The 24522-nt window shown below is 49.5% G+C and carries 21 protein-coding genes; 18 read left to right on the forward strand and 3 right to left on the reverse strand.

All coding sequences use genetic code 11. The features are described 5' to 3' along the window. Positions 1–14 precede the first annotated feature (14 nt). From dnaB to DWY89_RS11650, 3 genes are all read left to right on the forward strand, one after another. Complete coding sequence (gene dnaB / locus DWY89_RS11640) at positions 15–1346, forward strand: replicative DNA helicase (RefSeq protein WP_022358873.1); 1332 nt, start codon at positions 15–17, stop codon at positions 1344–1346. Positions 1347–1424: 78 nt separating this feature from the next. Continuing rightward, positions 1425–1907: a GNAT family N-acetyltransferase gene (locus DWY89_RS11645; RefSeq protein WP_107001809.1), complete on the forward strand. Its 483-nt coding sequence runs from the start codon at positions 1425–1427 to the stop codon at positions 1905–1907. Between the two features lie 207 nt (positions 1908–2114). After that, positions 2115–2837 (forward strand): helix-turn-helix domain-containing protein, encoded by a 723-nt coding sequence (locus tag DWY89_RS11650; protein WP_107001810.1) that lies wholly within the window; start codon positions 2115–2117, stop codon positions 2835–2837. A gap of 83 nt (positions 2838–2920) precedes the next feature. Here DWY89_RS11650 and DWY89_RS11655 read toward each other — a convergent pair whose 3' ends face one another. Together DWY89_RS11655 and DWY89_RS11660 are read right to left on the reverse strand one after the other, a co-directional pair. Then, complete coding sequence (locus DWY89_RS11655) at positions 2921–3091, reverse strand: 4Fe-4S binding protein (RefSeq protein WP_107001811.1); 171 nt, start codon at positions 3089–3091, stop codon at positions 2921–2923. Positions 3092–3230: 139 nt separating this feature from the next. Continuing rightward, entirely contained in the window at positions 3231–3980 is a 750-nt protein-coding gene (locus DWY89_RS11660; protein ID WP_107001812.1) for an adaptor protein MecA, read from the reverse strand. Positions 3981–4303: 323 nt separating this feature from the next. On the opposite strand from DWY89_RS11660, the gene DWY89_RS11665 reads away from it, so the two are divergent. The 4 genes from DWY89_RS11665 (at position 4304) to DWY89_RS11680 (ending at position 8708) form a co-directional block, all read left to right on the forward strand. Beyond that, positions 4304–5725 (forward strand): serine/threonine-protein kinase, encoded by a 1422-nt coding sequence (locus tag DWY89_RS11665; RefSeq protein ID WP_118469337.1) that lies wholly within the window; start codon positions 4304–4306, stop codon positions 5723–5725. Positions 5726–5797: 72 nt separating this feature from the next. Further along, positions 5798–6415, forward strand: coding sequence for a hypothetical protein (locus DWY89_RS11670; RefSeq protein WP_118482014.1), 618 nt, complete (start codon positions 5798–5800; stop codon positions 6413–6415). Between the two features lie 91 nt (positions 6416–6506). Next, on the forward strand, positions 6507–6761 hold the full coding sequence (locus DWY89_RS11675; RefSeq protein ID WP_022358865.1) for a hypothetical protein: 255 nt from the start codon (positions 6507–6509) through the stop codon (positions 6759–6761). A 261-nt stretch (positions 6762–7022) separates the two neighbouring features. Further along, on the forward strand, positions 7023–8708 hold the full coding sequence (locus tag DWY89_RS11680) for a glycosyl hydrolase family 18 protein (protein WP_118469336.1): 1686 nt from the start codon (positions 7023–7025) through the stop codon (positions 8706–8708). A gap of 321 nt (positions 8709–9029) precedes the next feature. On the opposite strand, the gene DWY89_RS11685 is transcribed toward DWY89_RS11680, so the two are convergent. Beyond that, complete coding sequence (locus DWY89_RS11685; RefSeq protein WP_181357266.1) at positions 9030–9914, reverse strand: gamma-glutamyl-gamma-aminobutyrate hydrolase family protein; 885 nt, start codon at positions 9912–9914, stop codon at positions 9030–9032. Between the two features lie 411 nt (positions 9915–10325). Between DWY89_RS11685 and DWY89_RS11690 the strand changes: the two genes are divergently transcribed. The 11 genes from DWY89_RS11690 (at position 10326) to DWY89_RS11740 (ending at position 24319) form a co-directional block, all read left to right on the forward strand. Continuing rightward, positions 10326–12287, forward strand: a complete 1962-nt coding sequence (locus DWY89_RS11690; RefSeq protein WP_118469335.1) for an aconitate hydratase — start codon at positions 10326–10328, stop codon at positions 12285–12287. Positions 12288–12613: 326 nt separating this feature from the next. Further along, positions 12614–13495 carry a LysR family transcriptional regulator gene (locus DWY89_RS11695; protein ID WP_118469334.1) on the forward strand — a complete coding sequence of 294 codons (882 nt, stop codon included), beginning with the start codon at positions 12614–12616 and terminating at the stop codon, positions 13493–13495. A 169-nt stretch (positions 13496–13664) separates the two neighbouring features. Beyond that, positions 13665–14546: a LysR family transcriptional regulator gene (locus DWY89_RS11700; protein ID WP_118469333.1), complete on the forward strand. Its 882-nt coding sequence runs from the start codon at positions 13665–13667 to the stop codon at positions 14544–14546. Between the two features lie 263 nt (positions 14547–14809). Further along, the gene (locus DWY89_RS11705) at positions 14810–15856 is read left to right on the forward strand and encodes a beta-propeller fold lactonase family protein (protein WP_118469332.1); all 1047 of its coding nucleotides are present in this window, start codon (positions 14810–14812) and stop codon (positions 15854–15856) included. Positions 15857–15865: 9 nt separating this feature from the next. Continuing rightward, positions 15866–17119, forward strand: coding sequence for an SLC13 family permease (locus DWY89_RS11710; protein WP_118469331.1), 1254 nt, complete (start codon positions 15866–15868; stop codon positions 17117–17119). Positions 17120–17205: 86 nt separating this feature from the next. Further along, a complete protein-coding gene (locus DWY89_RS11715) occupies positions 17206–17883 on the forward strand; it encodes an RraA family protein (protein ID WP_118469329.1) in 678 nt (225 codons plus the stop codon). Positions 17884–18216: 333 nt separating this feature from the next. Continuing rightward, positions 18217–19386 carry an alanine dehydrogenase gene (locus DWY89_RS11720; protein WP_117796731.1) on the forward strand — a complete coding sequence of 390 codons (1170 nt, stop codon included), beginning with the start codon at positions 18217–18219 and terminating at the stop codon, positions 19384–19386. A gap of 153 nt (positions 19387–19539) precedes the next feature. Continuing rightward, on the forward strand, positions 19540–20907 hold the full coding sequence (locus tag DWY89_RS11725; RefSeq protein WP_022358860.1) for a sodium/glutamate symporter: 1368 nt from the start codon (positions 19540–19542) through the stop codon (positions 20905–20907). Positions 20908–21056: 149 nt separating this feature from the next. After that, positions 21057–22511, forward strand: a complete 1455-nt coding sequence (locus DWY89_RS11730) for a sigma 54-interacting transcriptional regulator (RefSeq protein ID WP_118293786.1) — start codon at positions 21057–21059, stop codon at positions 22509–22511. Positions 22512–22621: 110 nt separating this feature from the next. Then, positions 22622–23494: a YitT family protein gene (locus tag DWY89_RS11735; protein ID WP_107001826.1), complete on the forward strand. Its 873-nt coding sequence runs from the start codon at positions 22622–22624 to the stop codon at positions 23492–23494. A gap of 87 nt (positions 23495–23581) precedes the next feature. Further along, on the forward strand, positions 23582–24319 hold the full coding sequence (locus DWY89_RS11740; protein ID WP_333489847.1) for an N-acetylmuramoyl-L-alanine amidase: 738 nt from the start codon (positions 23582–23584) through the stop codon (positions 24317–24319). Positions 24320–24522: the final 203 nt, after the last annotated feature.

The following is a 24522-nucleotide window of genomic DNA, read 5'->3' on the forward strand; positions in this document are numbered from 1 at the left end:
TGGAGGACTGAATCATGGATGAAGCCCTGATAAAGCGGGTTCTCCCGCACAGTGTAGAGGCGGAACAGTCAGTCATCGGATCCATGCTTATGGATCGGGAAGCAATTATCGCGGCGTCTGAGATTATCACAGGCGCCGATTTTTACCAGCACCAGTACGGCGTCATGTTTGAGTCGATGGTCGAGCTTTTCAATGAAGGAAAGCCGGTCGATCTGGTGACGCTTCAAAATCGGCTGCGCGAAAAAGATGTTCCGCCGGAGGTCAGCAGCCTGGACTTTGTCCGGGATATCATGACATCTGTGCCGACCTCGGTCAATGTCAAATCGTATGCCAATATCGTGCGGGAAAAGGCAGTCCTGCGCCGTTTGATAAAAGTGAATGAGGAGATTGAAAACCTCTGTTACGGCGGAAGGGACAAGCTGGAGGATATTCTGGCGCACACGGAGAAATCGGTGTTTGACCTGCTCCAGAGCCGCGGAGGCGGAGAGTTTGTGCCGATCCGGCAGGTGGCGTTGAATGTTCTGGAAAAGATTGAGGCGGCGTCGAAGAGCAACAGCACCGTCACGGGTATTCCGACCGGATTTATCGATCTGGATTACCGGACGTCGGGATTCCAGCCGTCCGATTTTATTTTGATTGCGGCGCGTCCTTCGATGGGTAAGACGGCGTTTGTTCTGAATGTTGTCGAGCATGTGGCGGTCAAAAAAGGGCTTCCGTGCATGGTATTCAGCCTGGAAATGTCGAAGGAACAGCTGGTCAACCGTATGCTTTCGATGGAGTCGAATGTCGATTCCCAGAAGCTGCGTACCGGTACGCTGACGGATTCCGACTGGGATGCCGTTGTGGAAGGCATCGGCACGATCGGAAGTTCCAAGCTGATCATCGATGATACGCCGGGTATCTCGATCTCGGAGCTGCGCTCGAAATGCCGCAAGGTGAAGCTGGAGTACGGTTTAAGCCTTGTCATTATCGACTATTTACAGCTGATGAGCGGCAGCGGAAAGAGCGGAGAGAACCGCCAGCAGGAGATCTCGGAGATTTCCCGTTCACTAAAGGCGCTGGCGCGAGAGCTGAATGCGCCGGTTATCTCCCTGTCGCAGCTTTCCCGTGCCTGCGAGACACGTCCGGACCACCGCCCGATGCTTTCGGATCTGCGTGAGTCTGGTGCGATTGAGCAGGATGCCGATGTGGTTATGTTTTTGTACCGTGATGATTATTACAACAAGGATACGGATACGCCGAATATCGCGGAGGTAATCATTGCCAAACAGCGTAATGGTCCGATTGGAACGGTGCAGCTGATGTGGAGACCGGAGCTGACGAAGTTTGCGAATTTGGCGAAATAACGATAGAATCGTGTAAGGGACGGGACCGGATAAATATATGATTGATAAAAGATTATTATGTAAAAAGGAATATGAGAAATGTTTGAATTGATAAAAGAATCGGATCTGGACACCGTCCGCCATTTTTACCGTGCCTTAGCTGGAACCGAGTTTTGTGCCTGGACGGACATCTATCCAGGGGAGCCGGAGCTTCAGTCGGATTTTTCCAGGGATTCGCTTTTTTGTATCCGGGATGATGTGTCGGGGGAGATCGCGGGGCTGGTTTCGATCGATGATGATCCGGAGGTGGAATCGATTCCGTGCTGGTCGGAAGAGCTGCAGCCGTCGGCAGAAATTTCCAGACTGGGTGTGGCGGAGAAGTACCAGAACCGAGGCATCGCACGCGAGCTTCTGGCAGGCGCGATGGAGGAACTTAGAAGACGCGGCTGCAAGAGTGCCCATATGCTGGTGGCGAAGGATAATGTGAAAGCGCTGCGGTCATACGCGAAGCTGGCCTTTGAGAAGGTCGGTGAGTATGTGCTGCAGGGGCATGATTACTGGTGCTTTGAGAAGAAGCTGTAGAATGGAGAGGGGAAATTTAATCCCCTCTTTTTATTTATGTCATTCATTCGCCTTCTACCGTCAGCGAGCTGGCATTTAGCTACGATATGGTAATCGTTCCGATCGATGGTGAAGGAGTTCCGGAACTGGTTTTTTATGTAAATGCTATTCATATTTAGTTTGAACCCCGCATATAGTAGTAGTAAGGTACCGGGGAGGACAAGCAGAATGAATAAGAACAAGCATTACCTGATTTCGGATGCTTCCAGACAGGTGCAGGTGGAGGCTCACGTGCTCCGGTACTGGGAGGACGAGCTGGGGCTTCCGATTCCGAGAAATGAACTGGGGCATCGGTACTATACGGAGTTTCATATCCAGCTGTTCCGTCAGATCAAGCAGTTGAAGGAACAGGGGTACCAGTTGAAAGCCATACGGGGAATCCTCGGAAAAGTGGAAGAAAATCAGAAAACAGAACCGGAAGCGCTTTTGGAAGCGCAGGCACAGGCGGTTTTCCGGGAAACGGGAACAGGAGAGCGTAACATGAGCAGGCAGGAAAATATGGAAATGAAAAAAAATACAGAGGTAGAAAACAAGGAAACAGAACTGCCGCAGGCAGAGGTTTCCCAGCCTCTGGCGGGGGAGAAAATGCGCCAGTTTCAGGAGATCATGAACCAGGTCATCGGGCGCGCGATCGAGGAAAACAGTGAAAAACTGAGCCAGGATGTTAGCTATCTGGTGCATGATAAATTGATGAAGGAGCTGGAATACCTGATGCGGGTCTCTGATGAGCGGGAGGAAGAGCGCTTCAAGCGCCTCGACGAGGTCATCCGCGCGTATCAGCGGGAAAACCAGGGGCGAGCGGAAGCAGCAGCGGCTGCGCCAGGGCGGTTTCCATTTTTCCGGTCCCGTGTAAAGAAAAAGAAATTTGGACGGAATGGGAATAAGATGTGATAAGTTCTGCAAAAGGGCATAAAAAAACCTGTCGGAAACGACAGGCTTTTTTATGTAGATATTTCGTTTTTGTTTGTGTTTAATTAGCCCTGCTCGATAGCGCCGGTCGGACATACGCCTGCACATGTACCGCAGTCGATGCAGCTGTTAGCGTCGATATCGTATTTGCCATCTCCCTGAGAGATTGCTCCAACTGGACATTCGCCAGCACAGGAACCACAACTTACACAAGAATCAGTAATTACAAATGCCATGATAAAATCCTCCTTTTATATTTATGCGTTTGGCTATATTCTATACTAAAAATGCGAAATATTCAAGGAGAAATTGATGGTTTTCATGTTCTAAAATAAAAGCAATGGAAAAAACCGATTTTTCTGGAAGTCAGTATTCCTACAGGGTCGAGAGCGTTGAGAGCGCGTGCTCCCGGACGATCGTCTCATAATGCTCCTCATAGTATGCCTCAAATGCATTCGGGGCAGCGGCAGTCTTTAATGGTTCGCTGTACTCGGACAGGAGATTGCACAGGCGGTTGAATGCGTCGGTGCTGTCGGCTGTCTGGCGGACAACAAGGTAGTAACGACCATCGGACGGGTGTTTATAAAGCGTGTTCGGTGTTTCGCAGACTGGAGCTGCGATGCGCGCTGCCCGGCAGACCTCGTCGAGGGAGCCGAAAGTAAAAATACGCGCTGCCGGCAGTTTGGAACCTGGCTCTGCATTTTCAGTGGAAGGCGCGTCCGAACCGGTCAGCGGGCTTGCGGCGGTATTTTTGCCATTGTCAGTAAATAGGCTTAAAAGCCCGTCCGCGCCCTCTAAAAGCTCGTTGGCAAGCGCTGTCAGAGGCTCGTCCTCGTTTCCCGGGGAAAAGCGTGAAAAGCGGGTGTCCAGCTCTTCCGGGTCCTCGATCTTGGTAATGATCAGCATGATGCTCTCACTGGAGAGCGGAATTGCTTCCACCATCAGAGGAATATCGTCCGCCTCGAAGCCGACTTCATTCGATGCCTTCTGGATCATTTCATGGAACAGTTTTTTCGCCTTTTCCGTGCCATAGGCGAGTTCGCCCAGATTTAAGTTGCGGGCGCTCAGATCGCTGCTTGTCAGGGTGCAGCGGATCTGGTTTTCGTTGATGCGTTCTATTTTCATGGATTTTCACTTCCTTGTCTTTTGGGTGGTTAAGATACCGAATGCTTCGTGCTTCGCACTTCCGCAATTTTGCAAGACATTCGTAAGCCGCTCATTTTTCTGCGGAAAAAGGCTGTTTACTCATGTTTTGGACTTTGGAACCTTGGTATTCATCATACTATATAATATAATCACTTGGCAATTTGAATATGAAAAAAAAGCATAAAATCTTTCTAAAAACGGTTGCGGGAACCGAGGGGATCGTATACAATGAATCTTGAGAGGTGGTATAGACCGAAAGGAGGCGCGGTACGGAAGCAGCCGTTCTATTTGGAAAATACCAGCTGGAACGTGTGATCGGACGCGGTCGGAGCGGAACTGTTTTTTTAGCCAGGCATCTGGGGCTTGATGAAGAGAGAGCGATTAAGCGTGTCAGGCGGACAGAGAGCGGTTTCATTCAGGAAGCAGCGCTTTTGAAGCGGCTGCGCCATCCGGGAATCCCGATCATCTACGATCTGGAAATTGACGAAAATTATTATTATCTCATCGAGGAATATCTGTGCGGTGAGTCGTTGTATGCCCGAATTGAGAGAACGGGCAGTCTGCAAACGGGAGAGCTTATCCGTCTGGGAATTGAGCTTTGCCGGATCATGAATTATCTGCATTCATTCAAACCAAATCCAATCTTATATTTAGATCTCCACCCCGGGAATCTTCTAATCTGCCGGGAACAATTAAAATTGATTGATTTTGATCAGGCGGCACTGGCGTCTTTGAGCCAGGAACGATCTGTTTGCTATGGAACAAAAGGCTTTGCAGCCCCCGAACAGTACGAGGGAGGGACTCTGGATGAGAGGACCGACATCTATGCCATTGGCGCCCTCCTGTACTATATGGGGACAGGGCATGCCCCAGAGGGGGAGATAAAAGCAGGACAGGGAAGCTGTTGGGGAGATCTGTACATTCTTATGGGGCGATGTCTCAGAACAGAGAAAAAAGAGCGCTGCCAGAGTGTCCGGGAAGTGTTAGAGGCATTGGAAAAACTGGAGGCGCGCATATTTGCAGAACGTCATATACCACTTCTCAGGATTGCCGTAGCAGGCAGCCGGAGCGGAATCGGGGTTACACATACCGCACTTGGCGCGGTCCGATATCTGCGGCAGAAAGGAGTTTCCTGCCTTTACAGGGAGCAGAATGACACGGGGGCAGTCCGCAGGCTGGCATCCTGGTATGGGATGGTGCCGGATGAACATGGAATTTATTACATGGACGGTCTGGCGTTGGAACCCAGATACAGCGATGTGGTGCAGCTGGAACAGCCGGTGTTTGAAGTGATTTTAGATGACTGCGGAACCAGGCTCCAGACGGTTCTGGATGGGGAGTATGATTTGATTCTTTTCGTCTGTGGATTGCAGCCGTGGGAGAAAGAAGATTCTCTGCGGGCGATCCGGTTTCTGGGAGCAGAAGAGGGACTCCAGATTTTATTAAATCACAGAAAATGCGGGCGGGATTATCTTCCGGAGGAGGTCCGGCATCTTAGGTATCTGCGGCTTCCGTTTTTAACCCCGCCGTTCGATGCAGGCGGAAGGCGGGGGCAGGAAAATGAGGCAGCGGAGGAGACAGAATTTTTTGAAAGGATTTTCCGGGAGGAAGCTCTCAAAAAAGGACGGGGGACCAGACAGGCAGCAAAAGAAGGGGGACTCTGGCGGAACATCCGGCGGAGGTGGGAGCGCTTTATGGGTGGATTCCCGTGGCAGTGGAAATAGGAGGAAATACAGATTAGAATCGGAAAACGGGGCGAAGGCTCAAAAGTGGGGCGAAAATTCAGGCAAAAACCAGTGCCAGACACAAAGCAGGCCGGGACAGAACGCCTGGAATGTATCGGGATAGCCGGGAGCGGACCATCGGTTGGGGTGACACACTTTTCGCTTATGACGGCAGCATATCTGTCCGGGGTTCTGTGCCGGCGAACGGCGGTTCTGGAACAAAATGAGAGCGGCTCATTTGCACAGCTTGAAAAGATATTCCGGACGGGAAAAAGAAGGGAAAAACCGGTTATAGACGGGGCAGGACAGCCGTTTGAAATTAGGGGAATTTTTTTCTATCAAAAGGCTGAACGTGCAGAATGGTACGATTGTTCGGAAAGGGGGATGGAGGCGATGGTGATCGACTTCGGAGCCTTGACACAGAAGAATCAGGATGCCTTTTTTCGATGCAGCCGCTGTTTTCTGGTCGGTTCGGTCAGCGGATGGCAGCTGGCAGATTTTGCGGCATTGGCAGCAGAAAAGCAAAAATGGAAAAAATGGTGTGAGTATTTCGTCTCATTTGGAGAAGAGGAAGCTGTAAAAATGGCAGAGCAATATCTGGATATCCGGATCCGGCGAATCCCACTGCAGAAGAACGCATTGATGGTTACGGGAGAGTCCATGACTTTTTTTGGAAAATTCCTACGATAAGCGAGGCAGACCTGGGGTTATAAATTACCGATTATCTCCGAAAGGTCAAAAGTTAGAAGGGGCTGTTTTCGCGGAATGGAGAAGGTGTGGAATGGTAGTGAGAAAAAGTAAAAAAGAAGAGGCAGAGAGGAGGCGTAGGGAACAGCAGAGAATATTTGTCGAGGGATTACAGCGATATAAAAGCAAAGGAATCCAGATTTTAATTGATGGGAGGGAGTGCAGGCCAGAAGAATACAGGAAGCTGTGTGAGTTCCGGGAGGACGGCTCGTTTTATATGGCTGATTACGTCGGAGCGGAGACAGGAGTGCTGACAGAGATACATTTTGACCGGGTTTACAACCGGTGATAAGAGAGGTGCCGTTTTGTCCGTATCTGGACAGTCCGCCGGATTTTTCTTTCGGAGAAAATGGTGAGAACTGTTTAGATGGTGCTATTACAGTTACTGGGCACGTATGCGTAAACAGTAACCTATTACAGGGAAAATGAAAGAGGAGTTAAGAAAAAAGTCAACATTCCATGGAGCTGGTGTGATATAATAAGGGCACTTAGCGAGGTATTTTCGAGCTTAGTGCTTATGGTATTACCTTAACATACACCGGAGGAAAACATGGAAAGAGGAAGATCAAGGAAAGCACGTTCGGGCTGTCTGGGACGGATTTTCGGGTTTGTGCTGTTTTTAATCGTGGCAGCCGTTGGCGTGATTGCAGCGGTCAAATATATGCCAAGCCGGGAGAGGGCGGATCTGGATGCTCTGTACGCGGCGGGCGGCAGCGACCGGGTGGCGCTGTATCTGAACTATGAACGTCAGGAGGAGAGCGGGGTCTACGTGGACGGGCAGACATATCTGCCGGCTGCGTGGGTAGATGCGAACTTAAATGAACGTTTTTACTGGGATGCCAATGAGGAAATACTGGTGTACGCCCTGCCGGAGGAGATCGTGAAAAGCGACGAGACGACCGTGGATGAGGACGGAAAAAAGATCCTTTACCGGGATGGTGATGCAGTTTATCTTTCACTGGCTCTGATTCAGAAATACACCGATGTGCGTCTGCAGGCGTATGATGGTGAGGCACAGAAGCGGGTTTTCGTGGAAAATAACTGGGATCCGGTCACGGTGGCAGATGCGGCGTGGAGCGCCAAGATCCGCTTAAGAGGCGGCTTGAAAAGCCCGATTGTGACTGAGATAAAGCGCGGCGGGACAGTGACAGTGCTGGAACAGTATGACAACTGGGCGAGAGTCATGACACCGGACGGTCATATTGGATATATGCACAAGTGGAAGATGAAAAATCTGCACGAGGAGACATTAAAGAGTGATTTTACTGCTCCGGTCTACCAGAATATTTCACTGGATCAGAAGATTGTGATGGTCTGGCATCAGGTAACGATCGCGGCGGCAAACCAGGCGATGGATTCTCTGATTGCAAAGACGAAAGGTGTCAATGTCATCGCGCCGACGTGGTTTACGCTTAGCAGCAACAGCGGCGCGTATGAATCTCTGGCAGATAAGTCCTATGTGGATCGGGCGCATGAAAAAGGTCTGCAGGTCTGGGCGGTACTCGACAATTTCAGCCGCGAATGCAGCAAGAACGTGCAGGCGGAGGTGCTTCTTTCCAGGACGTCTGTGCGCGAAAAACTGATTGAAAATATGATGACAGAGGCGGACCGTTATGGATTTGACGGTATCAATCTGGATTTTGAGAGTTTGAAGACGGCGGCGGGCGTCCATTACATCGAGTTTATCCGCGAGCTGTCGGTTTCCTGCCGAAAGAAAGGGCTGGTGCTGTCGGTCGATAACTATGTTCCGGCGGTATATAACCGTTTCTACAACCAGAAAGAGCAGGGCAACGTCGCAGATTATGTGATTATCATGGGTTATGATGAGCACTATGCAGGCGGTGAAGCCGGTTCTGTTTCTTCGATCGGATATGTCGAAAACGGCATCAAAGATATGCTTTCCCTGGTTCCGAAGGAAAAGGTAATCAACGCAGTCCCGTTCTACACAAGGCTCTGGACGGGAAGCGGCGACAATGCGTCCTCCCGTGCGATGGGAATTTCCGAGGCGACAAAATGGGTCTCGGAGAGCGGCATGGATCTGACCTGGGATGATTCGGTTGGTCAGTATTACGGCAGGCTGGACAGCCAGAACGGCGAACAGCAGCTCTGGATGGAGGAGACAAGGTCTCTGGGACTCAAGATGGATTTAATCAAGAAATACGACCTGGCAGGCGTAGCCGGATGGCGGCTGGGGCTGGAAACCAGCGACGTCTGGGATGTGATTGGCTGGGAGTAGAGACAATTTAATTAAGATTCAATGATTCAAAGTAGGGTGGAAGTCTCATGCGGGAGCGTGGGGCTTCTGCTTTTTTATGTAATAGGAAATTCCTTGGAATCCCCTATTACACAAAAAGGCACTAACGTGCCAATGATGCGCACTCGCGCGAAGATGTAGTTTGTCGCAAGCGACCGCGCTCGGCGCGAGAATGTGCCAAGGCACATTCTTCTTTATAAAAAAGAGCGTCTTGGACAAAAAACCTCCGGGCGGAAAGATTGATTCATCCGCCTGGAGGTTATTAAAACATCAAAAATATTGTTTTGTCTGGGAGAAATGTGATTATTCTGCCTCTTTTGCCTGATCGATCAGGTTGGTGTAGAAAGCAAGAAAACTGTCATCACCTTCAGCGATCATAGCTTCCGGATGGAACTGTAAGCCCATCACGTAGTCTTTATCTTCTCTGACGATTGCTTCGATGATTCCATCTGGAGCAGTAGCAACGACTTTCAGGTTGTCACCTAACTGATCGACTGCCTGATGATGCCAGGAGTTTACAGTGTAGGTGCCTTCTCCGCCAAATGCGGCAGCAACGATGTTATCTTTGTCTACGGTAATCTCATGTTTTGCGAATACCTTACGGTCCGGATCGCGATGTTCGATATCGGACGGATTCTGAGTCGGAAGATCCTGATATAAGGTACCGCCGCTTAATACGTTTAAGAACTGCATGCCACGGCAGGTGCAGAGCATCGGGATATCCTCATCGAGAGCTGCCTTGATTAAAAGAGAATCAGAAGTATCTCTGACTTCGTTTACAGTCTCTAATTTTTCGTTTGGCTCTTCGCCGTAGTAGCTCGGATCAATATCTTCGCCGCCGGTCATAACCAGAGCATCGATTTCTGCCAGAGCATTTTTCGCGTCATCCTCGGTTTTGATCTGAGGAAGATAAATTGCTTCGCCGCCAGCTTTGGTAACGGCATCTATATATAACTGTGCATCTTCGTCGATTTCGTCGGCATTCCATGAAACGCCGACTTTGACTTTCTCTTCTTCGTCATTCGCCGCTTCTTCGGCAGTCTCTGCTTCGCCTTCTGTCTCGGTTACTTCGGCTTCAGCCGCTGTTGTATCGGCTGCCGGTTCAGACTTTGTTCCACAAGCTGTTAAAGAAAAAGCCAGGGATAAAGAAAGAAGCACTGCACTGGTCATCATTTTAATTTTTCTCATTCGAATTTCCTCCCTAATACAAATTGTCCTCCCAAACATGGCTGGATTCTAACATAAAACAGTCATAAAAATACAAAAAGATACATAAAATTACATAATAAAATAAAATAATTTTTAATGCTACCTAAAATACATAATATAATTTTGTAGATATACGAAAAATGAGCGAAAATAAGGAGGCGTAAATGGAAGCGAAGAATTGAGTAGGGAGGAGTACGGGGAAAAGCCCTGATAACAGAAAGTTATACCTTCATTCCCTTTCTTAATTGGATTTTCCCCGCAGGCAGGCGTTACAATAAGGACGGAAAAAACAGACGGGCAGCCGGGTCAGGGCTGCGGGGCTGATAGAGATGGCGGAGTGCAGGAAAGACTCCGAGAGAATATGACAAACCAAATGGAGGAAATCAAAACATGGGGAAATCACTTACCAGAAAGATTATTGAGTCACATTTCGTATCGGGCGATATGACGCCGGGCAAAGAAATTTTTATCAAGGTGGATCAGACATTGACACACGATATCAATGCCGTTATGACTTATCTGGCATTCGAGGCGATCGGGCTGGACCGTGTCCGCACGGAGTGCAGCGTCAGCTACCTCGATCACAATTTATTATATGTAGATAATAAGACGCCGGACGACCACATTTATTTGCAGTCCGCAGCAAAGAAATTCGGCGTGTATGTGTCCAGACCGGGCAACGGCATCTGCCATACCGTTCATGTATCCCGTTTTGGTGTGCCAGGCAAGGTATCGATGGGCGGAGACAGTCACACACCGCATGGCGGCGCGATCGGTATGCTGTGTATCGGTGTCGGCGGCATGGATGTAGCAACGGCGATGACGGGTGTTCCGATGCGTCTGACGATGCCGAGAGTCGTCCGTGTCAACCTGACCGGTAAATTAAGACCGGGCTGCAACTCGAAGGAAGTTATCCTGGAAATGCTTCGCCGCGTGACCATCAAGGGCGGTCTGGGAAATGTATATGAGTACGTGGGACCGGCAGTTGCCGAGATGGAGATTCCGGCACGTGCGACTATCGCAAACATGGGTGCGGAAATGGGCGCGACCACTTCCATTTTCCCGGCAGATGCACAGGTAAAGAGATTTCTGGCTGCACAGGGACGTCCGGAAGCATACACAGAGCTTCTTCCGGATGAGGACGCCGAGTACGACGAGACGATCGATATCAATTTAAGCGAGTTAGAGCCGTTGATCGCATGTCCGCACCAGCCGGACAATGTTATGCCGCTGCATCAGGCGGAAAAGAAGAGAGTACAGCAGGTATTTATCGGAAGCTGTACCAATGCAAGCTATGCCGATATTGCAAAAGCAGCACTTGTATTTAAGGGACATCATGTGAATGAGGATGTAAGCTGTACCTGTGCGGTTTCTTCCAAGCAGGTGTACCGTCAGCTGATGCGCGATGGATATGTGGAGATGCTTCTGGATGCAGGTGTCCGTCTTTTGGAGATTGCCTGTGGTCCGTGCTGCGCAATCGGTCAGACTCCGGCGACCGACGGTGTGGCAGTCCGCACCTCCAACCGTAATTTCAAGGGACGTGCCGGAAATCCGACCGCGAAGATTTACCTTGTCAGCCCGGAGAGTGCTGCGGCAACTGCGATTGTGGGAACTTTCGCAACGGCAGAAGATATTATGGGTGAAAATGTGAAGATTCTGGATACCATCCATGAGCCGGATCAGTACGATATTGATGATTCGATGATTCTGCCGCCACTGTCACCGGAAGAGGCTGCCAAGGTGGAGATTGTCCGCGGACCGAATATCAAGTTTCTTCCGGTTCCGGAGCCGCCGCAGGAGACACTGGATGCTCCTATCAGCTTAAAAGCCCGTGATAATGTATCCACCGATGATATTACACCGGCAAGTGCTGAGTTCAGCAGCATGCGTTCCAATATTCCGCTGATGTCCCAGTATTGCTATCACCGCTATGATCCGGAATTTGCAGCCCGTGCGAAAGAAATGGGACAGAGCATCATCATCGGCGGTGAAAACTATGGACAGGGTTCCTCCCGTGAGCATGCGGCTATTAATCCCATGTATCTGGGTGTAAAAGCGGTCATTGCCAAGAGTATTGCCCGTATCCATAAAGGAAATCTGGTAAATCATGGCGTAATTCCGATGCTGTTTGAGGATGGAGCTGATTATGAACGTCTGGAGCAGACGGATGAACTTCATATCGATAACCTGCGGGAGCAGATTGCAGCACACCGTGTGCAGATTACTGATAAGACAAAAGGATTTTCCTTCTGGGTTAAATTAGAACTGACAGATAAGGAAATCGAAGTTGTCTTAAATGGCGGACAGCTGAGAACACTGAAAAAACAGCTGGAAGCAGAGAAAGAAGCGTAGTCATTTATTAATTATGCCTCCATTATATTTTTTATATACAATAACTACTTATTCACCAACTTATTTATTTTGGGAAAAGGCGCCTGTGCGGATGTGCAGGCGCTTTTTCGTGCGACTTGACGGAAGAAAGACATTTGTAGTAATCTTGTGGTAGAATAAGAGTGAAGATTGTGAAAGAAATTGAGAAAAAGACATTGTTTGGAGCGCTTTTTGGATATGCGGATTCAACAAGGATAACACAGGAAGAAACAGCGTATCCAAAAGCGGCAGAAGAGAAAGAAAAATAACGACAGAATCAATTTAAGCGATAAAATGGGGGATGTTCCGTGAGAGATACAGACTGGCAGATTTTACAGGCACTTTATAAAAATCCAAATATGACGAAGGTTGCCAATTCGTTTTACATGACGCAGCCGTCTTTGACCAAGCGGCTCAAGCAGATGGAGGAGGAATTTGGCGTGACGATCGTCAACCGGACGCCGAAGGGGCTTTCGTTTACACCGGAGGGACGCTACCTTGCCGATCAGGCGGAGCGGTATCTGGTGTTTATGAAGGAGACGACGGAGACGCTGGCGGCAATGCAGAAGAGCACGGAGGAGACGATCGTGATCGGTTCTTCCTATACATACAGTAAATACATGCTTTCGGAACTTTTATTCCAGTACCGGAAAGAACATCCCAGGGTGCAGTTTGAGGTCGTGACGGATCAGAGCGATGCGTTGTTTCGCAAGCTGCTTGACGGGACGGTGGATGTCGGATTTATCCGCGGCGATTATGAGGGGGCGCTGGAGCGCATCCGGGTCGGTAAAAGCGCCGCCTGTCTGGTGACGAAGGAACCGGTTAAGATGGAAGATTTGCCGGGGTTAGATCGGATCGAGTATAAGACGAATGACCGGACAAGAGAGATTCTGGAGCGCTGGTGGAATGAAAATTTCATCACCCCGGTCGGGAATGGTATGCCAGTTGGTTATATTGATGTGGCATGGCAGATGATAGAACGAGGGTTTGGTTATACACTTTGTTTTCTTCCAGAACATTTTGCCAATGAACACAACCTGTGTCTGACCCCGCTTTTCTGGAAAGATGGGACGCCGGTGGAACGGAATACCTGGTTTTTCTATCCGAAGAGTAAGCGGCTGTCCCCGGCGCTTTCGCAGTTTGTGGAGTATGTGGCGGAAGGTGCGAAAACTGGGAAAAATAGAAAATAAAATTCATCCTGAGTTATTCACGAAGCAATCTCTAACCTAAAAATTGCACCATGAATCGAAAAAATGATCCGTTCAATAATTTTACCACAAATGGGTGCTTTTTTCATTCATTTAACAAGTACAAAGCAATATGCAATTAAAATGTTGAGATAAAGGAGAACTGGAAGAAATGCGGGAACTAGACTGGCTGATTCTTAGAAAATTATATGAAAAACGCAGCATCAGCAAGGCGGCGGAGGATTTGTACGTGACACAGTCCGCCCTGACGAAGCGCGTCAAGGCAATTGAGCAGGAATGGGGCATAGAGGTTGTCAAACGGAGCAATCAAGGTGTAACATTCACAGAGGATGGACGATATCTTGTAAAAAAAGCAGGTATCATGCTAGATTTTCTCGGCGAGATACGTGAACATTTTTCAGAACGCCATGGAGTCAAGGAATTGGTGCGCGTCGGTGTCCCGAACTCCTTTGCAAGACTCCATATGCCGAAACTTCTGAAAGGTTATGTGGACGCGTACAACCGCCTTCAGTTTAAGACATTTCCAAACTCCAGCGATATGCTGATCCGCCAGATTACTGACGGAACGATCGATATCGCGATCGTCTGTGGCGATTATCCATTTCTTGGAGAGAAAATCTGCCTGTTTGAGGAAGAACTTTACATCATGGCGCCGATGGGGACCGCACTGGAGGACGTCGAGCACCTGCCAATCATCGAATCATATTTAAATCCGATGGTAAAATTGCTGCTCAACCAGTGGTGGAAGGATCACTTTGGAGAATCCCTCCATGCCGCTCATTTCGTCCCATATTCGGATATCGCGATCGAGATGGTAGAAAATGGACTTGGCATCTGCTTTCTCTTCGGCTCCGACTGGGCGTTTGACCGCAGCCGTTTCCAGCTCATCCCGATCTACAATAAAGAACAGGAACCTGTCTCCCGCCGCGTCTGGATGATGCTTTCCGATTCCTGCTATCGGAACCAGGATATCATGGATTTTATATCCTTTACAGAAGAATATTATCACATCAATAAGATAGAGCGGAAATAAATATGGTAACAGGCGCAGACCCAAGAGCGCAAGCATTTTCTGGAAGAATATCCCTGGGACTGCGCCGTCCCTCTCGCGATCTCATCCATCATCCGCACCATTCCATTCCGGAATACCCCTACATTCAAATCCTGAATTTCCATTTGTCAATTCTCCATGTTACAATTTTATCAAACCAAGAAATAAAGAATCCGCATATTCGAGGGAACGCGGATTCTTTGGGTAAAAATAAAATGCATTAAAAGGGTCAGGAGGAAACAAACATGAGTTACGCATACGTAGGATGCCGTACCACCCGCGAGAGAAATGCACGCGGCAAGGGCTTAAAGGCTTACGAAATTTCGGAGGCAACCGGCGAATGGAAAGAGATTCAGTGCTTAGAGACGCTGCCGAATCCGTCCTATCAGGCGATGGATCTGGAGGAGAAATATCTCTACTCCGTACACGGCGACAATACGCAGGTCAGCAGCTATAAGATCGAGGCAGACGGAACCTTATCTGCCTTAAACACCATCGAGATCGGCGGCAAGAATCCGGTCTTCATCACACCGGACCGAACCAACCGCTACATGGTAGTGGCAGCCCTGCAGGGCGGCGCTGTCTATGTCATCCGCCGCAATGCGGACGGAAGTCTGGGAGAGATTGTCCACACTGCGCATATGGCAGGAAAGAAAGAAGGCGCTATCTCCTTTGCACACCAGTGTATTTGGGATCAGAAGAAAGAATACCTTTTTGTTGTATGCCAGGCGAGACTGCAGGGCTACGGACAGATCGTCGTATTCCGTTTTAACCCGGAGGACGGCAGCCTGACACAGACCGACTGCTACCGCGGACGCGAGTACGATGAGCCGCGCCACGTATCAATTCATCCGAATAACCGCTTTGTTTACTTAATCAATGAAAAAGGAAATTCGATGACCTACCTTTCATTTGATGACAAGAACGGTAAATTAAAGGCGCTGCAGGTACTTCCGACTCTGCCAGATACCTATACGGGCGAGGGACAGGCGAGTGCATCTTTGCTCAGCAAAAATGGCGAGATTCTCATCGGTTCCAACCGCATCCATGAGTCTATCGTGCTCTACCGCATCGACCAGAACACTGGATATATGAAGGAATTAGGCTATTACCCGACTCTGGGTCTGACACCACGTTTTATCTCCTTCAACCGCGATTACAGCCTGTTTTATGCGGCAAATGAGGACAGCGATACCATCGTAGAGATGCGTCTCTGCGAGGAAACAGGCCGCATGGAATACACGGGACGGATCATCCACACCGAGAGTCCGGTCTGCATTACATTTCGATAGGAGGTTGCTATGAACTTAGGTCTTATTTCTTTAATCTGCCTTCTGGCAGCCATTGTGATTGGATTTGTGAAAAACTGTAACGTCGGTATTCTCTGTACCGGTATCGCTGCTGTGCTGGCGCTGGTATTCGGCATCAAGGCGTCCGATATCATCAAGGGATTCAGTGCATCCCTGTGCATCCAGATGGTCGGTATTACTTATCTGTTTGCGATTATTAACGGAAACGGAACCCTGGAACTTTTAGCACGCAAGATGGTAGCGCTGGTTGGCAAACAGAAACGTCTGATTCCGTTTGTTATCTATATTTTAGGATTTATCATCAGTGCCGTAGGACCGGGCGCAATTCCGAGCCTGGCAATCATCCCGGTTATCGCAATCCCGGTTGCGGCATCCGCAGGCATCAACCCGATTATGACGGCGATCATCGGTGACCTGGGCGTTATGTCCGGACGTATGAGTCCGCTGACCCCGGAGGCAGCCGTTGTCCGTGAACTGATGGCAGCACAGGGACTGGAGGCAGACACCGTTCCGATCATGTTCTGCCTGATTCTGACGGCGTTGGCAACCATGGTACTTGTCTACATTTACTATAAAGGCTGGAAAGTGGATGTAAAGGCAGTCGGAAAAGAAGCAGAGCTTCCGAAATTTACCGGAAAACAGCTCCTTTCCCTGGCAGCACTGGCTGGTCTGGCAGTCGGCGTTCTGTTCTTCTCCTGGAATGTCGGTCTGATGGGATTTTTAATGGGGTCGCTGTTAATTATCTTTGGCTGCGGTGATGAGAAGAAAGCAGTTCAGATGGTGCCGTGGAATGTGATTATTATGGTTTTGGGCGTTGGCATTTTAATGAATGTTATCTCCCTGTCCGGCGGTATCGATATCATGGTAGCGGCTCTGGAGCATGTTATGAGCAAACGGACTGCTGCGATGATCATGGGTATTACTTCTGGGTTTATGTCCTTCTTCAGTTCCGGTCTTGGAGTTGTATTCCCGACTCTGATTCCGACAGCAAGCGGACTGGCTTCAACGCTGGGAGCAGATGCCATCGAACTGGTATCGGTGATTGTAATCGGTGGAACGATCGTAGGATTTACTCCGATTTCCACAACCGGCGCGCTCATCATGGCAGGTGTTTCTCAGCAGGAGAATGCGGAAGAACGTTTCCCGCAGAACCGTATGTTTGTAGAGCTGTTTGCCGTTTCCTTCCTGGCACTGGCAGTGGTAGCGGTATTTTCTTTCCTGGGTATTTACCATCTGTTTGTATAGTGGAAAAAGAAAGCATCATATCGGATAGATGAAAGAGCCGGGCAGAAGCCTGTAAAGATATGGTTTGAGAATAGGAAGAGGAAAATATGACAGCAGAAGAGAGAATGATGTGGGTGGAGCGCTATAGCGCCCTCCCGACCGGAAATGTGGCAGATGCCATGGACGGACTTGGTTTAAAACGCGGCAGTGTGCTGGGACTTCATCCGATCGATCCCTCCCAGAAGCGTGCAGCCGGATTTGCCCGCACGATTTTGCAGAAGCGCCGGAGTACACCGTGGGACGGCGTGAACCTGGCAAAGCACGGAAAAGTGATCGATGACAAAACGGAACCGGGCGACCTGCTGGTGATTTCCATGGGCGGTATCATGAATGTATCGACGGGCGGTGACCTGCTGGCACTCCGGGCACAGCTTCGCGGCGTGCAAGGCGAGCTGACCGACGGCTGCCTGCGCGATATCGATGACATCGCGGCATTTGGTTTTCCGGCATATAGCGCCGGAACTGCACCAAACAAGAGCGCTTACGATATCGAGACAGTCGGCGTGGATGTGCCGGTGACGCTCTGCGGCGTCCTGATTTTTCCGGGCGACATGGTCGTGATGGACCGGACCGGCGTGGTCGTGGTTCCGTCCGGAAAGATCGCGGAAGTCTACGAATCCGCCTCCCGGATCGCGAAGCGCGAGGAGCGCGTGGCGGTTCATCTGCGCGAGGGAAAGACGCTGACGGAGTCGCGAAAGCTGGCAGCGGCGGAAGTCGGGCAGTAGGACTCAAAAATCGGCATATGACTTAAAAATAAAATTTGAATGACTCATTTATGAGCATATAAAAGCTCATAAATGAGTCATTTTTTGCATTATGAAAAAAATGAGACAAGAACGAGTCATTCCTGGAAGGTTATCAAAAAAATAAATAAAAATTTTAATTCGACAAAAACCTTGTATTTACAAGGAAAACCTCGAATTTTTTGGAAAATAAAAAAGAAAAATATTAAATAAAATCGAAAAACGTAAAAGTTGGCACGGAACTTGCTGTATATATGAGTATCAAGCAAAAGTATCAAGCAAAAAGAAAAATATATTACATGGAGGGAACACATTATGAAAGTTGGCGTATTGAAAGACATCAAAGTAGGCGAGTACCGTGTCATCGCAACCCCGGCAGAGGTAAGCATGCTGGTAGGTGACGGCAATGAGGTTTACGTTCAGAAGGGCGCGGGCGAAGGTTCTGGATTCCCGGATGAGGCATATGTGAAAGAGGGCGCGAAGCTGGTTGATACAAAGGAAGAAATTTATGCAACCTGCGATTTCGTCGCAAAGGTAAAAGAGTTTGAACCGTGCGAGTACAAGCTGCTCCGTGAAAACCAGATCGTATTTACCTGCATCCATCCGGCAGCACATCCGGAGGAGGTACAGGCACTTCTCGACAGTAAGTGTATTGCATTTACCGCAGAAGATTCCCACCGTTACGGTTCACCGAACTGTGAGGCAGCTGGTAAGGCGGGTGCACTCTTTGGCCTGGAATCCCTGCTCTCCATCAACGGCGGCAAGGGCAAATTCGTCAACGGTCTCGGCGGTGCTCCGGGCGTTAAGGCGCTGGTCATTGGAGGCGGCGTGGTAGGACGCGCAGCAATCTCTGTTCTTCATGCGCTGGGCGCGTGGGTAACGGTTATGGATATTAATATCGGAACCCTGCGCGATATCGGAAAACAGTTCAATGAGGAAGTCAACACCCAGATTTCCAACCGTTATAATCTGAAAAAGATTTTACCAGAGATAGATGTCGTATATAATTGTGTTAGATGGCCGAAGGATGCCAAAGAATACATGATCGACCGCGAGATGGTCCGCTCGATGGAGAAAGGTTCCGTTATCGTAGATATTAGCAACGATTATGGTGCAATCGAGACATTCCATGAGACCACCCATGAAAATCCGCGCTACATCGAAGAAGGTGTCGTACATTATTGCGTAAGCAACATTCCGGGCGCAATTTCCCAGTCTACCTCGATCGCATACGCAGCATCCGTACTGCCGCACTTCAGAAGCATCATCAACAATGGTGTGGCGCAGGCGTGTGCAAAGGATGGTTTCTTGCGCCGCAGCTTAACTGCCTACAAGGGATACTTAACCCATGAGGAGACAAGTGCTATCCAGGGCAGACCGTGGGTTCGTCCGGAAGACATCTTAGAGATCGCAGATCAGAAACTGGATCTGGCTCCGTCGGCAACCAAGAGCCATTCGGATAACTTTATCAAATTAGAGAAGTGATTTTTCAGATAAAGGATACCGGCAGAACGCTTTTCGTGAAACGTATGGGGATACGGATGAAAAGCGCTCTGCCATTTGAGGGGCGAATAGAAGCGCTTCCGGATGGGAAATAGCTGGAGGCGCATTTGATACAGAAGAATAGGAGGGGTATCTGTGAGTGTTACAGACATTTTAGTGGACTTTGCGATCGCATCGTTTTTTATCGCGGTTGGTCAGCTTTTACGTGCAAAAGTGCCGTTGGTACAGAAATTTTTCATTCCGCCAAGCATGATTGCCGGATTTATCGCGCTGGCACTCGGGGCGCAGGGACTGGGAATCCTGCCGTTTTCTGAAAATATTGGTTCTTATGCAAGTGTTCTGATTATCCTGATTTTCGCAGGTGTCGGAATTAATGGATTTTCTTTCAATAAGAAAGATTTTAAAGCGGAAATTGACCGGATTGGTTCTTATTTTTCCTATAAAGTGCTGGCACAGGCGATTCAGTTCTCACTGGCACCGTTGTTTAGTATTTTAGTAATTTCGAAATTATTCCCGAACATTAACTATGGCTTCGGTCTGCTGCTGGCAGCTGGTTTCTCCGGCGGACACGGAACGGCAGCGGCTGTTGGTACCGCGTTTGAGAGACTGGGTGATCTGGATGCAATGGATATCGCGATGACCTGTGCAACTGTTGGTATTTTATCGGGTATCTTTGGCGGTCTGTTCTTCATCAAGCTGGGAACGAAAAAGGGCTGGACCAAATATATGAAAGGCTTCAATCAGATCTCTGATGATCTGCGCTGTGGTTTGGTGCCCAAAAATGAGCGCAAGTCGATGGGCGAGGAAACTATTTCATCCAACGTCCTGGATCCGCTGGCATGGCATCTGGCAGTGATGCTGATCGCATCCGGTATCGGTGTGGGACTCAGCAAGGGAATCTATGCAGCGATCGGTCTGGATCTGCCGAATTACCTGATGGCATTTTTGACCGCGATCGTGATGTTCCTCGTTTTCCGAAAAGTCGGCGTCGGTGATTATATTGATGAAAATGTAGTGGGACGTATCTCCGGTACTGCGACGGATTATCTGGTGTTTTTCGGAATCGCTTCCATCAAACTGGCAGTTATCGTTAAATATGCAGCTCCGCTGGCACTTCTTCTGCTCTGCGGTATTGTAATCGTAGTGGCAACTCTGATGTTCTTTGGTCCGGCGATGAACCGCGGCAGCTGGTTTGAGCGCGCGATCTTCGTATTTGGCTATTCAACGGGCGTTTTTGCGATCGGCTTCATCCTTCTTCGAATCGTTGATCCGGAAAACCGCTCCAAGACGCTGAACGATACTGCATTTGCAGCGCCGTTTACAACTCCGGCAGAGATGTTTGCGTGGTCGATGGGACCGATGATGCTCTTAAATGGCAGCCATTGGAAGTTTATCGGCATCTATTTGGTAATCATGGCAGCATGCATCATCGCAAATATCGTATTTAAATGGTGGTGGCTGAAACTTCCGCTGGATCGCCCAGGTGTGGAGGAGATCGGATAAACTTGTCTTTGCCTGTTTCCTCTGATACACTTGGAACAGGTGTAAACATAACACCGTTGTCAGGCCGGATGAACGCAGATTCAAGTCGAACGTCCGTGAGACTTAGCGCGTGATTCCGGTCAGCGGTGTTTCAGACAGGGGAGAAATGCATGGAGTTTTTAAGACAGTTATTTCATGGAAAAGGATATATTGACGGAATCACGATCATCAACCTGGATGGCGAGATTCTGTTTTCAGCAAAGTTAAATAGTAAATTTTCAAACCGGAAAGAGAGAGAAGCTTACCAGGCGCTGGTGGGACAAAATTTTTTCGATGTATTTGAAAACCTGAACGCTAAGAACAGCAGCATGATCCGGGCGATGGAGGTCGGACTGCCGGTTTACGTGGAAAATCAACTGCTTCAGACCAAGGGGCAGGAGGGCATCCATATCAGCTCTCTTTCGATTCCGATCAAGAGCGGGCGCGCCGTGGTGGGCGCGATCGATCTGTCGATGGAGGAGATGACAGACGGCGAGGAAGAGCCGGAGAGTGTGGAACTGACTTCGGAACAGATCCCGGTCGGCGGCGCTGGAAAGCTGAAAAAACACAGCGGCGCATCTTTTACGATGGAAGATATCATCGCAGTGGATGAAAAAATGAAAAATGCCAGAGACTATATACCGGTGGTGGCGGCGTGCGATCTGCCGGTTATGATCTATGGGGAAACGGGAACCGGAAAAGAGGTGTTTGCACAGTCGATCCACAATGCCAGTGAACGGAGGGATAAACCGTTTATCGCGCAGAACTGTGCGGCGTTGCCGGATACCTTGCTCGAAAGTATCTTATTTGGAACGTCCAAGGGCGCGTTTACCGGGGCAATGGAAAATAAGGGACTCTTTGAGCTGGCGGACGGCGGAACACTGTTTCTCGACGAGATCAATTCGATGCCTCTGTTTTTGCAGTCAAAGCTTCTGCGGGTTCTGCAGGACGGCAGTTTCCGCAGCCTGGGCGGCAGTGAGACGAAACGCACGAATGTGAAGATCATTGCGGCGACCAATGTGGAACCGCTTGAGGCGATCGAGAAAGGACAGCTTCGGCGCGATATTTATTATCGTCTGAGCATGATGTCGATCCGGATTCCGCCGCTGCGGGAACGGAAGGCGGATATTGGACATTTTGTCAAGTTTTATGTAAACAAACACAATGGCACGTTCCACAAGCAGGTTCAGTATGTGTCAAAGGATCTGCTAAAAAAACTGGAAGAATATGACTGGCCAGGCAATGTCCGGGAGCTGGAACACGTGATCGTTTACGGCATGAGCATGGTGGATGAGACGAGCGCCCTGCTCCAGTATAAAGACATCAAGGGAAAGCTTCTGCTGGAAAAGCAGGCGGACAGGAAAAAGACGCCGGAAAGCCTGGAAGAAGTTCCAAAACTCTGCTCGTCGCTTCGTGAGGCGGTGGCTGCCTATGAGGAAAAACTGATTTGGCAGGCGTTGGAGGCGGCGCACGGAAATATATCTGAGGCAGCGCGGATTCTGGATGTGCCGAGGCAGACGCTGCAGAGAAAGGCGAGCCAGCTGCGGGGCGAAAAGGCGAAGGAAAAACAGGAAAAAGAAATCTGAGCGATGGAGGATAGATACGGAAAATTGAGGACGATGCGGGAAGCAGAACCAGCAGAATCAGCCCGGAAAGGATGGAACGCTCAGACAGAATAACAGGAGGAAATGCAGAAATGGAGAAATACATTGGAAAATATTCTGTAAAAGATTTTTTATATCTGATTCTGGGCGCATTTATCTACAGTATCGGCACGCACAGCTTTATTGAGACGGCGAATATTGCGCCGGGCGGTGCGGTCGGCGTGGCACTGATGTTAAACCATGTGACGAACCTGCCGGTCGGACGGCTGACACTGATGGTCAATGTGCCGCTTTTAATATTGGCGTGGTTTCATTTGAGCCGTGCCTTTGCGCTGCGGACGGCGTTTGCGTGCGGAATCTGTTCGGTGGTGCTTGACTACGTGATCGCCCCGGTCTTTCCGGTTTATATGGGCGACCAGCTTATGGGAAGTCTCTACGGCGGCATTCTGGTCGGCGTCGGCATGGCGTTCATCTTTCTGTCCGGTTCGACGACGGGCGGCAGCGATGTGGTCGGCTACCTGCTCCAGAAGAAATATCCGCATGTCTCGATCGGGCGCGCCCTGATGATGATCGATGGAATCATCCTCTCCACCTCGATCTTCGTCTTTGGAAATGTCGATGCGGCACTGTTCGGACTGATTTCCCTGTACGCGCAGACGAAGGTCATCGACATGATCATCTACGGAAATGATGCCGGAAGCGAGGCGTCGATCGTGACGAAATACCCGCAGAAAATCGCAGAACGTGTCATTAAGGAAATTGACCGTACGGTAACGCTGCTTCCGGGCAAGGGCGGCTACAGCGGCGAGGACACAACGGTGGTTTTATGTACCGTCCGCAAAACGGAGTTCAATCGTTTAAAACGCATTATTGCGGAGACGGATGAGAATGCGTTTGTGATTGTGAAGGAAACCTCGGGCATTTTTGGACTTGGGTTTAAGGATGTAGCGGAGGCACAGCAGTAGGAGCCGGGATTGGAATTAGAAAATAGCGGGATATGCCGCGAACAAGGCGAATATAGATATTATAAGAATGCATCAGGAGCGGTGCACTTGAACGAATGGTTTGAAACACACCCGTTTCTAAAACAAATGCGAAGGCGGCTGTCAGTGGAATTGGCAGTCTGCCTTCTTTTATTTTGCGGCGTCTTTCTGGCGGCACGGTATGCGGGGCTGGCATCAGCGGGGGCGGACGCTGTGCTTGGAAAGAAAAAGCCGGTTGTTTTCTTGGACGCCGGGCATGGGGATTTTGATCCGGGAAAGGTGAGTGTGGACGGAAGCCTGGAAAAGGACATCAATCTGGCAATCGCGAAGCGCCTGAAATGGTATCTGGAGCAGTCGGATGTGGAGGTCGTGATGAGCCGGGAGGATGACCGGGGACTTTACGATACGTCAGCCGGAAGCCGGAAAATGTCCGACATGAAAAACCGCTGCGCCCGCGTCGAGGAATCCGGCGCGGATTTGGTCGTCAGCATCCACCAGAACAGCTACCACCAGGAGGACGTATCCGGTGCGCAGGTATTTTATTACCGGAAGTCAGAGAAGGGGAAACGGCTGGCGGAAATACTGCAGAAGCGCTTCGACTATGCGCTGGGAGACCAGAACCGCAGAAAAGCCAAACCGAATGACAGCTATTATCTCCTGCTCCACGTCAAATGTCCGATTGTCATCGTCGAGTGCGGATTTTTGTCTAACTGGAAAGAGGCGGCACTGCTGAAAACAGAAGAATATCAGGACCGCGTGGCATATACGCTGCATATGGGGATTATGGAGTATCTGAATGGGCGCTGAAACCTTGAACTGGCGAGGAATCTTGTGTATACTAGGAGTACTTAGCGAGGTATTTTCGAGCTTAGTACGAGTCATGCCGCGCATACTAGGAGTACTTAGCGAGGTATTTTCGAGCTTAGTACGGAAAATAGATTTATTCATTGTGAGATAGTAGAAAGAAGAGTCAATATGCAAAACGAAACGAAAAAAGAACTTCATACCCA

Source organism: Clostridium sp. AF27-5AA, from assembly GCF_003478415.1.
GTDB lineage: Bacteria > Bacillota > Clostridia > Lachnospirales > Lachnospiraceae > Otoolea > Otoolea fessa.